At 63.9% G+C, this 12,869-nt stretch carries 12 protein-coding genes; 9 read left to right on the top strand and 3 right to left on the bottom strand.

All coding sequences use genetic code 11. The features are described from left to right. Positions 1-30: 30 nt before the first annotated feature. Positions 31-396, bottom strand: coding sequence for a hypothetical protein (locus JLZ96_RS05900; RefSeq protein ID WP_032385555.1), 366 nt, complete (start codon positions 394-396; stop codon positions 31-33). A 17-nt stretch (positions 397-413) separates the two neighbouring features. Next, a complete protein-coding gene (locus JLZ96_RS05895; protein ID WP_094718579.1) occupies positions 414-1,568 on the bottom strand; it encodes an acyl-CoA dehydrogenase in 1,155 nt (384 codons plus the stop codon). 210 nt (positions 1,569-1,778) lie between these two features. On the opposite strand from JLZ96_RS05895, the gene JLZ96_RS05890 reads away from it, so the two are divergent. The 7 genes from JLZ96_RS05890 (at position 1,779) to JLZ96_RS05860 (ending at position 8,839) form a co-directional block, all read left to right on the top strand. Further along, a complete protein-coding gene (locus tag JLZ96_RS05890; RefSeq protein ID WP_201009641.1) occupies positions 1,779-3,302 on the top strand; it encodes a PAS domain-containing sensor histidine kinase in 1,524 nt (507 codons plus the stop codon). Between the two features lie 122 nt (positions 3,303-3,424). Further along, the gene (locus JLZ96_RS05885; protein WP_201009640.1) at positions 3,425-3,694 is read left to right on the top strand and encodes a hypothetical protein; all 270 of its coding nucleotides are present in this window, start codon (positions 3,425-3,427) and stop codon (positions 3,692-3,694) included. Then, the gene (locus JLZ96_RS05880) at positions 3,691-4,968 is read left to right on the top strand and encodes an amidase (RefSeq protein WP_201009639.1); all 1,278 of its coding nucleotides are present in this window, start codon (positions 3,691-3,693) and stop codon (positions 4,966-4,968) included. The genes JLZ96_RS05885 and JLZ96_RS05880 overlap by 4 nt, the downstream gene beginning before the upstream one ends. A gap of 85 nt (positions 4,969-5,053) precedes the next feature. Then, entirely contained in the window at positions 5,054-6,517 is a 1,464-nt protein-coding gene (locus JLZ96_RS05875; RefSeq protein WP_201009638.1) for an aldehyde dehydrogenase family protein, read from the top strand. Between the two features lie 80 nt (positions 6,518-6,597). Beyond that, the gene (locus JLZ96_RS05870; RefSeq protein WP_032385764.1) at positions 6,598-7,218 is read left to right on the top strand and encodes a response regulator transcription factor; all 621 of its coding nucleotides are present in this window, start codon (positions 6,598-6,600) and stop codon (positions 7,216-7,218) included. A 126-nt stretch (positions 7,219-7,344) separates the two neighbouring features. Continuing rightward, positions 7,345-8,538, top strand: a complete 1,194-nt coding sequence (locus JLZ96_RS05865; RefSeq protein WP_201009637.1) for a flavin reductase family protein — start codon at positions 7,345-7,347, stop codon at positions 8,536-8,538. A gap of 97 nt (positions 8,539-8,635) precedes the next feature. After that, entirely contained in the window at positions 8,636-8,839 is a 204-nt protein-coding gene (locus JLZ96_RS05860; protein ID WP_027496168.1) for a zinc-ribbon domain-containing protein, read from the top strand. A gap of 56 nt (positions 8,840-8,895) precedes the next feature. Here JLZ96_RS05860 and JLZ96_RS05855 read toward each other — a convergent pair whose 3' ends face one another. Further along, positions 8,896-10,053, bottom strand: a complete 1,158-nt coding sequence (locus JLZ96_RS05855) for a beta-ketoacyl synthase N-terminal-like domain-containing protein (RefSeq protein WP_201009636.1) — start codon at positions 10,051-10,053, stop codon at positions 8,896-8,898. A gap of 191 nt (positions 10,054-10,244) precedes the next feature. Between JLZ96_RS05855 and JLZ96_RS05850 the strand changes: the two genes are divergently transcribed. Together JLZ96_RS05850 and JLZ96_RS05845 are read left to right on the top strand one after the other, a co-directional pair. After that, positions 10,245-11,852, top strand: a complete 1,608-nt coding sequence (locus tag JLZ96_RS05850; protein ID WP_032408124.1) for a diguanylate cyclase domain-containing protein — start codon at positions 10,245-10,247, stop codon at positions 11,850-11,852. A 112-nt stretch (positions 11,853-11,964) separates the two neighbouring features. Beyond that, entirely contained in the window at positions 11,965-12,867 is a 903-nt protein-coding gene (locus JLZ96_RS05845) for an arabinofuranosidase (RefSeq protein WP_037220078.1), read from the top strand. The last annotated feature ends 2 nt before the right edge of the window (positions 12,868-12,869 follow it).

The raw sequence follows: 12,869 nt of genomic DNA, 5'->3' as shown, positions 1-12,869 counted from the left end.
TCGTTCGGCGGAGCATGAGTACGCGGTGGTTCAGTACGTGCGGGGCGTGAGTGCGCGGCCGATGCGGGCCTCGATCTTCACGTACTTCCACAGCTTCCAGTCGCTGGATCCGACTTCGATCGTCCGCAAGAAGTTGCACGCCTGCTTGACGGTGTCGTGGGAGTCGACATCGGCGAGCAAGTAGCACGTCCACGGCCAGGAATCCGAGGGGCCGACCATCGTGGCGTCGTCGTCGATATCGCCGATGAAGTCGACACCCTCGAGACCCTTGATGCCGTCGGACAGGGCGACGAACGCAGTCCAGACGTCTCCGGCTGTCACTCCGGACTCGGGGAGATCGAAGAAGTTCTGGTTGATGCCGATACAGAACAGAACGCGAAGCGGAGTAGTGGTCATGTGTTGTCCTTCGAGGGTCATTTGAAGCCGGGGACGGTGGGCGGTAGGCCCATCAGTACTGCGCCTGCGGCGTCGAGAACGGCCGGGCCCAGGAATGCGTGCTGCTGAGGAACGAGTGCGTCACCGGTCCACTGCTGAAGCGGATGCGATGCGTAAATGGCTCCGGTGCCCGAGATTTCGACGACTTTCGCTGCAGTCGCCGCCGAAATCTTGGCGAGGTGGGTCGATGCCAGACGGAGGTGAGCATTCTGAGCGTCGGTGGGTTCGAGCCCGTTCAGCACCGCGCTCCACACCTCGTCGGTGACCTCGTAGAAGTACGCTCGCGCAGATCGCAAGGCGGCTTCCGCCTCGGCGACGGCAATGCGGTAGTAGGGCCGGTCTGCGAGCTTGGGGGCTCCGGTGATGCCGGACTTGCCGGCACCGACCTGCACTGCGTAGTCGAGCGCGCTTCTGGCGACGCCTGCACCGACCACTGCGAGAACCTGTGCGGCGTAGGCGATCGTCGGGTAGCGGTAGAGAGGCTCGTCGATGGTCGCCGAGCCGCCGCGAATGAAGGTCCACTCACGCGCTACTTCGACCTTGTTCACCACGAGGTCGAAAGACCCGGTGCCGCGCATACCCACGACATCCCATTCCTGGACGATCTTTACGTCTTTCGGGCGCAGCAACGCCGTTCGGGGTTTTCCGCCGGTCGAGTCGTCACCGGGAATTCCGACGCCCAGAATGTCGGCACCCATCGAACCACTTGCGAATTTCCAACGCCCGTCGACCAGGAATCCCCGGTCGGTCGTCGCCGCCGGCTGTACCGGAAACAGGCCCCCTGCGAACACGACATCCGGTCCCTCGGCGTACAGCTCGGCCTGAGTGTCCACCGGTAACGCGGCGAGGTAGATCAAGGCAGAGCCGAAGCTCGCCACCCACCCGGTCGAACCGTCGACAACGGAGATCTTCTCGATGGTCCGCAGAAAGTCCGCCGGGGCCTGCGGATCGCCGCCGAAGCATCTCGGGGTGGCGGCCCGATAGATGCCGATTTCCTTGAGGCGTGCCACGAAGTCGGGGGAGACGAAACGCTGGTCGCGAAACTCCGTCCGCCGCTGAGCCAGTTCGACCAACACGTCGTCGAGAGTGGCCGTGCTTCCGGCGTCGGGTGGAGCGTCCTGAGTGACGGTCATGATCGGTCTCCTTGTGCAAGGTCTCGTGCCTCGTGCCTCGTGGCCTGTTCGTTGGTTCGACCGTAATGCGAGTCACGTGCGGCCAATATCGGTAAAGAGTGCGGTCGGCAGGGGGTGCGTCCATCAGTCGTATAGGTAATTTCTTCAGTCCAGGTGTGAGATTCGAACCTTCCGCACATCGTTCGGTTCACCGCGCATACGCTCGTGAAGATGTCCATGGACTCACGTGTTCCGGAATTGGTGCCGGCCGATTTCGTCGAGATGATGAATGCCGCGCAGGTATGTGTGCTCGTGCACGACGGGGCGACCAAAAGCATCCTGTGGGCCAATCCCGCCGCCTGCGCGATGCTGGAATTCGATCTCGACGAAATGCGTCCTCTCAAGGCGAACGACATGAGTAGTTCTGCGCAGCAGTACGACCGAGTGGTCGGACGAGCGTGGTTGCACGAGGCCGTCGAATTCGGCAGCAGTCGTATCGAGTGGCACTATCGGTCGAAATCCGGCCGTATCATCCCGACCGACGCCATTGCGACCAGGATCGAATTGCGCCAGGGCCCCGCAGTGATGGTGCAGTTCCGTGACATTGAGAACGAGCAGCGCACCGAACGTGCGTTGAGGTTGACCACCACGTACGTCGACGCACTGTCGAGGAATACGTCCACGATCGCGTTCGTGCTCGACGAGACCGGCGCGATCGGATTCGCGACCGACACCGCGATGGAACACCTGGGTATCGATCCCAGTGTCGAACCCCCGGCAGGCAGGTCCCTCGCCTCGTACGCGTCGTTTCATGTAGCCGGTCGCCGATCCACCTGGAGCGACCTGGCACGGGACGCGAGTCCGGTGGCCTCGGTCCGTCTGGAAGTGCTTGCCGCAGAAGGCAGAACACGGTGGCTGGACGGCAGTGTCGAGCGACTGCAGGAGGACGAGGTCAGCGCCTATCTGATGTTGCTGCACGATGTGTCCGATCGCGTGCGCACCGAGGAGATGCGCGGGCTGGAACTTCAGCGCGAGAACTATCTGGCTCGGTACAACGCCATGGGCGATATGGCCATGGCAATCGCACACGAGTTGGGGCAGCCGCTCGCGGCGGCGGGCAACTTTCTGGCGGGGGTCGAGACCATCCTGACCGGCGACGGTCATCTCGCGTCGCGCGTGGAGTACGGTCTCACATCGGCTCATCGGCAAATCGAAAGGGCAGCAACGATCGTCTCCACACTGAGGACGTTCGTCGGACACCTCGAACAGATCGATCAGACGGTAGATCTCAATACCGTCGTCACCGAATGTCTCTACTTCATTCGCCTCCGCGCGGAACAGAATTCCGTCCGAATCGACTTCGAGCTCGCCGACGATCCGGTGCGGGTGCGCTGCGAACGCGTACTCACCGGCCAGGTCATCATCAATCTGTGCTTCAACGCGATCGACGAAATGGCCCAGTGCGCGCTCCCGGACCGCACGATCACCCTGTCCACCGGGAACCGCGAGGACGGTGGTGCCTTCACCGTGACAGATCGAGGAAGAGGGCTGCAGCGCAACCCTTTCGAGGAGTCGTTCACCACCAAGCAGTCGGGCAGCGGGATCGGTCTCGCACTCAGTTATCGGATCATCACCAGGCAGCACGGCTCCATCTGGTACACCCCCGGCGCGGAGGGCGGTTCGGTGTTCGGGTTCGTACTCCCGACGGTCGATCGGGACTCGGCTGTTGCGGGCGAGCAGGGCCCGCCGGCGTAGGGAAAATCTTCAGGGTCGGCAAGGAACTCTTCATTCCGGTTCGACCGCCCAACTCGTAGCGTCGACCCATGATCTTCGGTTGCTGAGCAGTGCGCAGCCGGACCTATCCGGGAGAGCGACGTATGGACGACACACGCGAACGCATGACACTGATGTGCTACAACGACACTCACGGGTACGGATGGCGACACGTGGACCTGTTCGTGCACGACCATGAGGGCAACGAGCTGAACTGGGTGCATTGGCAGGTCCGAGCCGATGGCCCGGATGCGGCAGATCGGGCGACCGAGCGCGCCGAGCCATCACTGCGGCGCGTCTCGGAGTGGCGACATTTCGTCAGTGCCGGTGGAATGGACTATTGGACAGCCGACGCAGTGTGGGGCGACCGATGAGCATCGGCTCTCCCCTGTACGAGCCGTGGTCGCTGGCCGATCTCGTGGCCGACCTACGGGCCGGACGCAGCACCGTAGAGGATGCATGGCGGCGGTCCCAGCGCCGCATCGACGACACAGAAGATGATCTTGCGGCATGGGTAGTGCACGGGCCTCCGGTCGAGCTCGAGGATCCGCCCGGCCTGCTGGGCGGAATTCCGTTGGGAGTCAAAGACATCGTCGACGTCGCGGGACTCCCGACGAGATGCGGAACGGATCTCTATGCCGCGCGGGGGCCGGCCGAGGCCGATGCCGCCGTAGTGCAGGCATGGCGCACTGCAGGTGCCGTGCCCGCGGGCAAGACCGTCTCGACCGAGTTCGCATTCTTCGCCCCCGGACCGACTCGCAATCCTGCCGATCCGTCGCGCACCCCGGGGGGATCGTCGAGTGTTTCGGCAGCCGCGGTGGCGTCGGGGCAGGTGCCCTTGGCTCTCGGTTCTCAGACCGCCGGATCGGTGACTCGACCCGCCTCGTACTGCGGCGTCGCGTCGATGGTCATGACTCGGGGGCGGCATTCGACCGAGGGCGTGACCGGCTTGGCGGCCAGTCTCGACAGTCACGGATTCTATGCCGCCCAGGTACGCGACCTTGCATGCGCGTGGTCCGCATTCGTCGGGCAGGAGGTCGTTCTGGGTTGTATGTCTGCGCCGCCACGGGTACTGCTCTGGGACGCAGGCGAACTCGGCGTCGTCGAGCCCGACATGGCAGATGCTCTCGCCCGTCTCGGTCGTGGGATTCGAGCGGATGGAGCCGGACAGTCGGCATTCCCCGCGGGTGATGCCGTTTCGCTCGCCACCGCTGCCCATGCGGTGGTCATGTCCTACGAGGCAGCACGCGAACGGAGCGTACTCTTCGCTGATGTCGACCGACTCAGCGCTCCGCTGACGGCACTGTTGCAACGCGGAGCAGCAACCGCCACCGCGGACTACCACGCTGCGTGCATCACCGTCGCCGAGACGCGGGAGCACATCCTGCGTCTCTTCGACTGCGTCGACGTCATCGTGGGGCCCGCGGCCCCGGGCGCTGCCCCCGAAGGTCTCACCGCGACAGGGGATCCGGCACTGAGCCGGGCGTGGCAAGCCTGGGGACTGCCTGTTGTCACCGTTCCCGGCCTGACCGATGGCAGGGGCCTGCCGCTCGGAATTCAGGTCATCGGACCGCCGAACTCGGAAGCAGAACTTCTTGCCGGCGCGTCGTGGATCTCCGCGGTGATCGCCTCGCAGCCCGCGGCGTGATCGCCGGCATCACCGATGCCGGTTTCGGCATCGATTTCCTTTCGTCATCGAGCACCATTCACTTCGACCAGCACAGGAGGCGGCCATGACCGCAGTATCGAATTTCACCACCGATCTTTTCATCGACGGGGGCTGGAGCAGCGGCGGCGCCGGTACATTCGAGACTTTCGATCCTGCGACCGGTGAGAAGCTCGCCGACATCGCCTCGGCGGACGCCGCAGACGTCGATCGTGCAGTCCGCGCAGCGCAGTCCGCGTCGACCGGAAGCTGGGCCGCGGTGTCGCCATCGCACAAAGGACAGTTGTTGAACAAGCTGGCCGACTTGGTCGAACGTGACGCCGAGCAACTGGCCCGCCTCGAATCGCTCGACATGGGTGGGCTGTTCTTCCTCGGCAAGATGATGTTCATCCCCAATCTTGTTGCCTCGCTTCGCTACTACGCGGGATGGGCAGACAAGATCAACGGCGAGACCCTGCCGAACGACGGCTACATGGGCCGTCCCACGTTTGCCTACACCCGCCGCGAACCAGTCGGGGTCATCGCCACGATCATTCCGTGGAACGCCCCACTGATGATCCTCGGATGGAAATTGGCACCGGCGCTGGCCACGGGTAACACGGTGATCGTCAAGCCGGCCGAGGACGCGTCGTTGTCGATCCTGCATCTCGCGCGTTTGATCGAGGAGGCCGGATTCCCAGCAGGCGTCGTGCAGGTTCTTCCGGGTATCGGTTCGATTACCGGCGAGGCGCTCACGACACACCCCGGCGTAGCCAAGGTGTCGTTCACCGGATCCACCGCCGTCGGCCGTCGAATACTCGTGAACTCCGCTGCGGACTTCAAGCGCACCACGCTGGAGCTGGGAGGCAAATCGCCGCAGATCATCTTCGGCGACGCCGATCTCGAATCGGCAGTTGGCGGTGCCGCAATGGGACTGTTCACCAACTCGGGCGAGGTGTGTGCCGCGGGAACGCGTATCTTCGCGCACCGCTCCGTGTACGACGCGGTAGTGGAGGGACTCGGTGCGGCCGCCGGAGCGCAGGTGCTCGGCAATCCCTTCGACGCCTCGACGACAATGGGCCCGTTGATCAACGCGAAGCAGAAGAACCGCGTGCTCGGCTATATCGAGAAGGGCAAGTCCGAGGGTGCCCGCCTGGTAGCGGGTGGTACCGACGGCGACGCAGACGGAAACGACCGCGGCCACTTCGTACGTCCGACGGTGTTCGCCGGCACCAACGATCTGACCATCGCCCGCGAAGAGATCTTCGGGCCTGTGGGCATCGTCGTTCCCTTCGACGACGATACCGACGCAATCGCTTTGGCCAACGACAATCAGTACGGCCTGGCGGCCACGCTCTGGACGACCGATCTGGGGCGGGCCCACACCGTGTCGGCGGCATTGCAGGCGGGAGCCGTCGCGGTCAACGGATGGTCCCCACTTGCTCCCCAATTGCCCTGGGGCGGAGTCAAAGCCAGTGGTCTCGGCCGTGAGCTCGGATACGAAGGAATCTTGGCCAACACCGAGGCGAAAACCGTCACGATCGTTCTGTGACCGACCACGTCGACTCCGTCGGCCGATCGGTGGGCGGCTTCCGCTGTGCCGAGGCCCGTCCACAGCTAGGCTCGGAACTCATGGAAACCGTGAAGCCCACCGTCGTTCACGTGGTGGACGACGACGAAGATCTCAGGCAATCACTGGCGTTTCTTCTGCAGAGTGTCGGAATAGAGGCGCTCACCTATCCGACCGCTACCGCATTTCTCGAGGAAATGGATGCGGCCGAGCCCGGAGTGGTCATCGTCGACGTCAGAATGCCGGGCATGAGCGGATTCGAGCTACAGGACGAATTGATCCGACGCGATTATCCGGCTCCGATCATTTTCTGTTCGGCGCACGGGGACATTCCGATGTCGGTACGTGCGCTGCGTGCGGGAGCCGTCGATTTTCTCGAGAAACCGTACGAGCCGCAGCGCATGCTCGAGGTCGTTCAAGAGCAACTTCGGCTGGCGTCCGGTGTGTTCTCCGAGCGTGCGGAGCGCGACCGGGTACACCGGCGCCTCGATGCTCTGACGCCGCGCGAGCGAGAGGTGTTGCGGCTGGTGGTCGAGGGTATGGCCAGTCAACAGATCGCACGCCGCTTGGGTACCAGCGTCAAGACCGTCGATGTGCATCGAGCGCGCATCAAGGCCAAGACGGAGGCCGAAAGTCTCGGCACACTGGTCCGTGACGTCCTGGCATGGCGAGTAACGGTCTGAGGGCTGTGCACGTCCTTGTCCGACGGTGTGGCTAAAGGTTTCCCGCCTACCAGTAAGAACAGGTGGGAAATTAATTTGGGTGCAATACCGAATCGGTCCACCGTCGACAATGCTCAGGAGATCGGCATGCCTCACACAGTAACCACGGAGGAAACGCAGAGAACGTTTCGAGAAGTCACGGGACACTATCCCACGGGCGTCGCGGTGGTGACCGGCACGGATCCGACAGGGGAGCTGCTCGCGTTGGTCGTCGGCACCTTCAGTTCGGTCTCGCTCGACCCCCCACTCGTCTCGTTCATGCCGATGAAGACGTCGCGTACTTTTGCGCGAATGCAGGATTGTTCATCCTTGTGCATCAACATCGTCGGCGGCGATCAGGAACGTGAGGTGATGTCCATCGCGCAGCGCTGGGAGAACAAATTCGCCGGAATCGATTGGTACGCATCACCGAACGGAAGTCCGGTGCTCACCGACGCGATCGGCTGGATGGACACGACGATCTGGAAGACCGTGGACGCGGGCGATCACTGGATCGTGCTGTGCGAGGTTCAGGACATGGCCATCACGAACCCGGTGTCGCCGCTGATCTTTTTCCAGGGTGGCTACGGCAGTTTCGTGTGCACGTCTCTGCTCGCTCGAATGGACCACGAAATTCTTCCGGCCATACACGCTGCCCATGCTGCGCGCGCCGAGGTCGACGCTCTCGCCGCCGAGATCGGCTGCGAAGTGTCGGTCCTGACGGCCGTCAGTGCCGACGAAATGGCGACGGTGCTGTCCGCAACGGCACCCGGCGTCGACCGCGATGCCGCTCTGGCTCAACGTATACCGATCGTGCCACCGATCGGTGACTCCTACGTCTTCGCGTTGCCCGAGGCCGATCAGAACCGCTGGATCGACAAGCTGAAGGGTGCGGACAAGGGGACCCAGGTACATCGTGACCGGCTCGATTTCATTCGTGAACACGGTTACGGGATCTCGTTTCTTCCTGCGGCGGGATCGGACGCGTACACCGAAATGCGGCAGGCCACCAAGCAATACGAGTCCGGCCGCCTGACTCCGCGGCAGGAACGCGAGATCAGAGCGCAGATCGGCCGCACCTCGGTCGACTATCGGCCGCAGGTGCTCGACGACACCGGCACGTACAACGTGGGATCGGTCGTGCTGCCGGTCCGCGATCCGTCCGGTCGACACACACTGACACTTCGGCTCGCGCAGGTTCCGCAGAACGTGCCCGGACGTCTGGTCTCGGACTGGATCCGACGCTCCAGAGCCGTGGTGGCGGTACTCGAATCGGCTCGGGGCTCGAGTACTGCAGGGTAGCGACGATCGATGGCGTCAGGTAGGGGTCTTCCTTGTAGGCGACCACGGTTGCATCGGAATCGAGCGCCCTCGGTGCCCGTACCTCTAGGCTGGTCCGATGTTTCTCCTCTTCGGATTCGGCAGCAAGCGCAAACACGTCGGCCCTGGCGCAACGCGAAACTGCCCGCGGTGCCACAACACGACCCAGTGGGCGAGAATGAAGCAGTACCAGCAATTCACGCTGTTCTTCGTCCCGGTTGCGCGGTGGAAACGCGTCGAATTCGAGGAATGCGGAATCTGTGGGGCCGGCGTGTCGATCTGAACGGGCTCGCGCGCCCGTGACGGTGCGGGCGCGCGAACCATCCGGCAGACCGTCTCTCACGCAGGAGCCAGCACCACCACCGAATTGTGTCCTCCCATTCCCAGTGAGGATTTCATCGTCAGACCTGGTTCGGCTGCGGTGAATCCGTCGAGCAACAGCGGGTGTCCGTTGGAGACCTGTGGGGCCGCAGGAACCAGTCCGCGATCGAATCCCATGACGGCAGAGATGGTTTCGACGGCCGACGCCGCGCCTTGGCAATGCCCGGTGAGCGGCTTCACCGAATACACCTGCGCGTGTGAGCCGAGCACCGTCTCCAGCATTTCCGTTTCTGCGGCATCGCACTGAGCGGTGCCTGGCCCGTGTGCATTGAGGTAGCGCACCTGGCGCGCCGTGGCACCGGCGTCCGTCAAGGCGGCTTCGAAGCAGTCTCGTACCTGCGTGAGGGCCGGGTCGATGGACGTCGCGTGGAACGCGTCGTGAGTCATCGAACCGCCCAGTACCCGCGCGTACGCAGCATCGCTACGGTTGGTGAGTACGAAAGCTGTTGCTGCTTCGCCCATTCCGAACCCACGACTACCTTCCTGGAACGGTCGGCAGCCCTCCTGAGGTTCCACGTCGACCACCCCGACGCCGAGCGCGACGAAATGGTCGATGTTCTCCGGCGTCAGAGACAGGTCGGTGGCGACGAAGACGACGTCGTCGACGAAGCCGGTATCGAGCCACATCTTGGCGGTGAGAAGGCCGGCGTTGCCCGACGCGCACATGGCCGAGACGTTCATCGCCGGGCCGTGAAAGCCGTGCTCCTGCATGAGCAGTGATACCGGGGTCGACGGCATCAGCGTCAGGTAGTCGCGCACCCGCCGCACACCGCCGTCCTCCATATAGAAGTTGCGCCACTCGTCCACTTCACCCAGGACGACCGCATGCACCAGACCGACCCGCCGACCGGGCCGCCAGCCCCGAGCGAGTGCGTCGTCGATGGCCTCGCGTGCGGCGCCGCGCAGTGCGCGGCCGAAGCGGCTGGTGCCGTCGTCGGTCTGTCCGCCGTCGGGCACTTTGGCAAGCCACACCGGGTTGCGGCCCGGGTGTGACCGGTTGTGGTGCAAGGTGGCGGCAGCCTTACCGCTGGCCAGACCGGTCCACAATGCGGCCGTACCCCAGCCGTAGCCGGACACTGCGCCGATCCCACTGATGTCGATGCCGTGAGATGTCATGATCGATTCCCGTTCCTTCTCGAGTTGTACGAGCCGTTTTCGGCTGGTTCCTCGATTTAGCCCCGCAAACAAGCACTGGGTCCAGTCGGAAAACGGACATAAGCATCGAACCGTGCAGAAGATTCCGGCTCGGCCCACAAAAGTGGTTGAATCGAGTGTCGACAGACCGCCTACGAACGCGAGGACCACAGATGGCCCCAGGGGAGCGCGACGTCGTCGGCGACCCCGAAGCCGATCCCGGGTCGCCCGGTCTCGCAGATCGTTATCGGGTTCTGATCGAACACTCGCCCGACGCGATCGTCGTCCACAGGCGAGGCAACCTTGTCTACGTCAACCCTGCGGGGCTCCGGTATCTGCGCGCCGACAGTCTCGGTGCGGTGGTGGGCCGTCCGATCACCGACTTCATCGCGGCCGCGTCGATCGGGCCGATGCTCGAGCGCATCGCCGCCCTGGACGTGCACGGAACCGCCAGTTCGGCCTCCGAGGCGGAGGTACTCGCCCTCGATGGATCGACTCTGACCATGGAGGCGGTCTCGGTCCGCACGGTGTGGAACGGAGAACCTGCATTTCAGGTCATCCTTCGCGACCTCACCGAACACAAGGCCGCACAGAAGGCGCTGCACTACCAAGCCGCGTTGGTCGAGCACGTCAGCGACGCCATCGTGGGGGTGTCCTCCGACGGGGTCGTGTCCAGTTGGAATCCTGCCGCGGAGTCGGTCTACGGACGGCGCGCAGCAGATGTGCTCGGCCTCTCCGTATCGAATGCGGTGGGGGTGCCCTGCGACCCGGTGGCCATCCTCGCGGCCGGCGGCCGGCTGTGGGACTCGCATCTGCGCGCGGACGGGACGGCGTTGGCGATGGTGGTCTCCGCGGCCCAGATGCCCGACGGGTGGGTGTTGGTCTGCGCCGACCAGAGTGCCGTCCGCCGGGCCGAGGAGCATTACACCGCCGTGGTGGAATCGCTGGAGGCAGGTGTCGTCGTACTCGACCACGCCGGTCGCATCACGTCGGCGAACCTCGCGGCGAAGACGATCCTCGACATCCAGGTGGGATCGGCGACGACGGGACAGTCCGCTGTGCTGCCGTTCCGGGTGTACGGCACCGATCAGCAACCCATTCGGCGACTCGAGCACCCCGTGGCCGTCACCGGCAGAACCGGGAAGCCGAGCCAGTCGGTGATCGGAGTCGAACGTCGTCGGGACGGACGACATTTCTGGCTGTCTCTGACTGCGACCATGCTCAACTTCGGCGGCCCGTCACCCTCGATCGTGGCAACGTTCGTCGACGTCACCGATGCCTATCGGACGAGCATGAAGCTCGAACACGCGGCAACACACGACGACCTCACCGGGCTTCCCAATCGCCCGCTGATTCTGGCGCGGCTCGACCAGGAGCTGTCCCGGTCGAGTCGGGAGGATGCCATGGCGGTGTTGTTCATCGACCTCGACAACTTCAAGACCATCAACGACCTGCACGGACATACGGTCGGTGATGCCGTACTCGGTATCGTGGCCGCGCGGTTGACGCGGGCTCTGCCCGACGACGCATTCGTCGGACGCATCGGCGGTGACGAATTCGTGGCTGTGGTGCCGTGCTGTGTGGGGTCGGAGGCGGACGACGTCCGGGCGGAACTCGCAACCCCGATCACGACGGCAGACCGAGAACTGACGGTGACCGCCAGTATCGGCTGCGTGACCGTCGGCAGTGGTGATTCTCGCACTGCCTTGGACATTCTCGACGATGCCGACCACGAGATGTATCAGGCCAAGCCGGTGTCTCAGTACTCGGCACAGTCGTAGGGTTCGGTAACGAACAGGCACGACTGTGCACTGTTGTTACTCGTGGGGCTCGTGCGTCGTACATACTTCAGCGGTGATCAGGCCCCTGCGCAAGCACACCCTCGCCATTCCCATGACGCTCGTCGCCGCCGTCGGACTGCTGTTCGGCGCAGCAGGGACGGGTAGCGCTGCGCCTGCGGTCACGTACACCATGGTGGCCTTCAGTAACGACAGCGATCGCAACATGGACGTGTACCAGTCCAGCAACGGAACGGACTTCACCACGGTCGAGACCGCCGCGTACACGCCGCCCTCCGGTGTGGTTCGTGACTCCAGCATCTTTCGAGCCGCCGACGGTATGTACTACGTGACATATACGACGGGCGGCGGCGCGGAAATCGGCTTTGCGCGCAGCGCAAATCGGGTGGATTGGGAATTCTTGCAGAACCTTCCGATCCCGTTCTGCTGCCTGCTGCTGCCCGGGACCGGGGCGGGTACCGGCTCGGCGGGGTCCTCGGAACTCCCGTCTCTGTCCCCGTTCACCACCAAGGCGTGGGCACCGGAGTGGTTCGTCGAGGGCGACCGCGTCAGCATCATCGTGTCGTTGTCTGCCGGCGGAGGGTTCGTGCCGTATCTCATGACGGCGACCGATCCCGGCCTGACGACGTGGAGCTCGCCGGTTCCGTTGGTGGGAATCATCAACGACCACATCGACACCACGGTGGTGAAGGCCGGGTCGACCTACCACGCCTTCACCAAAGGTGAGAGCAACAAGGTCATCGAACACTGGATCGCGCCCGCTCTGGGTGGTCCCTACGTTCGGGACCTCACCTTCCGCGATTTCGGCCCGTTGAAGGAAGGGCCCGCCGTCGTCGAGTTGCCCGACGGTACCTGGCGGTTGTACTACGACGACTACACGAACCAGAAGTACTTCTACTCCGACAGCGCCGACCTGAACGGCTGGTCCGCACCTCAGGAGCTTCCGGCGCTGTCCGGAATCGTTCGCCACATCGGCATCATGAGAGAAGCTGCTTAGCA

Origin of the sequence: Rhodococcus sp. NKCM2511, from assembly GCF_014905595.1 — a bacterium.
In the GTDB taxonomy this organism is placed as follows: domain Bacteria; phylum Actinomycetota; class Actinomycetes; order Mycobacteriales; family Mycobacteriaceae; genus Rhodococcoides; species Rhodococcoides fascians.
The sequence above is the reverse complement of the archived record's forward strand: the minus strand, read 5'-3'. Positions and strand labels throughout refer to the sequence as shown.

Excerpts from the sequence above, each read along its gene's own strand:
- JLZ96_RS05870 (WP_032385764.1), top strand. The coding sequence starts at position 6,598 with ATGGAAACCGTGAAGCCCACCGTCGTTCACGTGGTGGACGACGACGAA.
- JLZ96_RS05860 (WP_027496168.1), top strand. The coding sequence starts at position 8,636 with ATGTTTCTCCTCTTCGGATTCGGCAGCAAGCGCAAACACGTCGGCCCT.
- JLZ96_RS05865 (WP_201009637.1), top strand. The coding sequence starts at position 7,345 with ATGCCTCACACAGTAACCACGGAGGAAACGCAGAGAACGTTTCGAGAA.
- JLZ96_RS05895 (WP_094718579.1), bottom strand. The coding sequence starts at position 1,568 with ATGACCGTCACTCAGGACGCTCCACCCGACGCCGGAAGCACGGCCACT.
- JLZ96_RS05900 (WP_032385555.1), bottom strand. The coding sequence starts at position 396 with ATGACCACTACTCCGCTTCGCGTTCTGTTCTGTATCGGCATCAACCAG.
- JLZ96_RS05855 (WP_201009636.1), bottom strand. The coding sequence starts at position 10,053 with ATGACATCTCACGGCATCGACATCAGTGGGATCGGCGCAGTGTCCGGC.
- JLZ96_RS05890 (WP_201009641.1), top strand. The coding sequence starts at position 1,779 with ATGTCCATGGACTCACGTGTTCCGGAATTGGTGCCGGCCGATTTCGTC.
- JLZ96_RS05880 (WP_201009639.1), top strand. The coding sequence starts at position 3,691 with ATGAGCATCGGCTCTCCCCTGTACGAGCCGTGGTCGCTGGCCGATCTC.
- JLZ96_RS05885 (WP_201009640.1), top strand. The coding sequence starts at position 3,425 with ATGGACGACACACGCGAACGCATGACACTGATGTGCTACAACGACACT.
- JLZ96_RS05850 (WP_032408124.1), top strand. The coding sequence starts at position 10,245 with ATGGCCCCAGGGGAGCGCGACGTCGTCGGCGACCCCGAAGCCGATCCC.
- JLZ96_RS05875 (WP_201009638.1), top strand. The coding sequence starts at position 5,054 with ATGACCGCAGTATCGAATTTCACCACCGATCTTTTCATCGACGGGGGC.
- JLZ96_RS05845 (WP_037220078.1), top strand. The coding sequence starts at position 11,965 with ATGACGCTCGTCGCCGCCGTCGGACTGCTGTTCGGCGCAGCAGGGACG.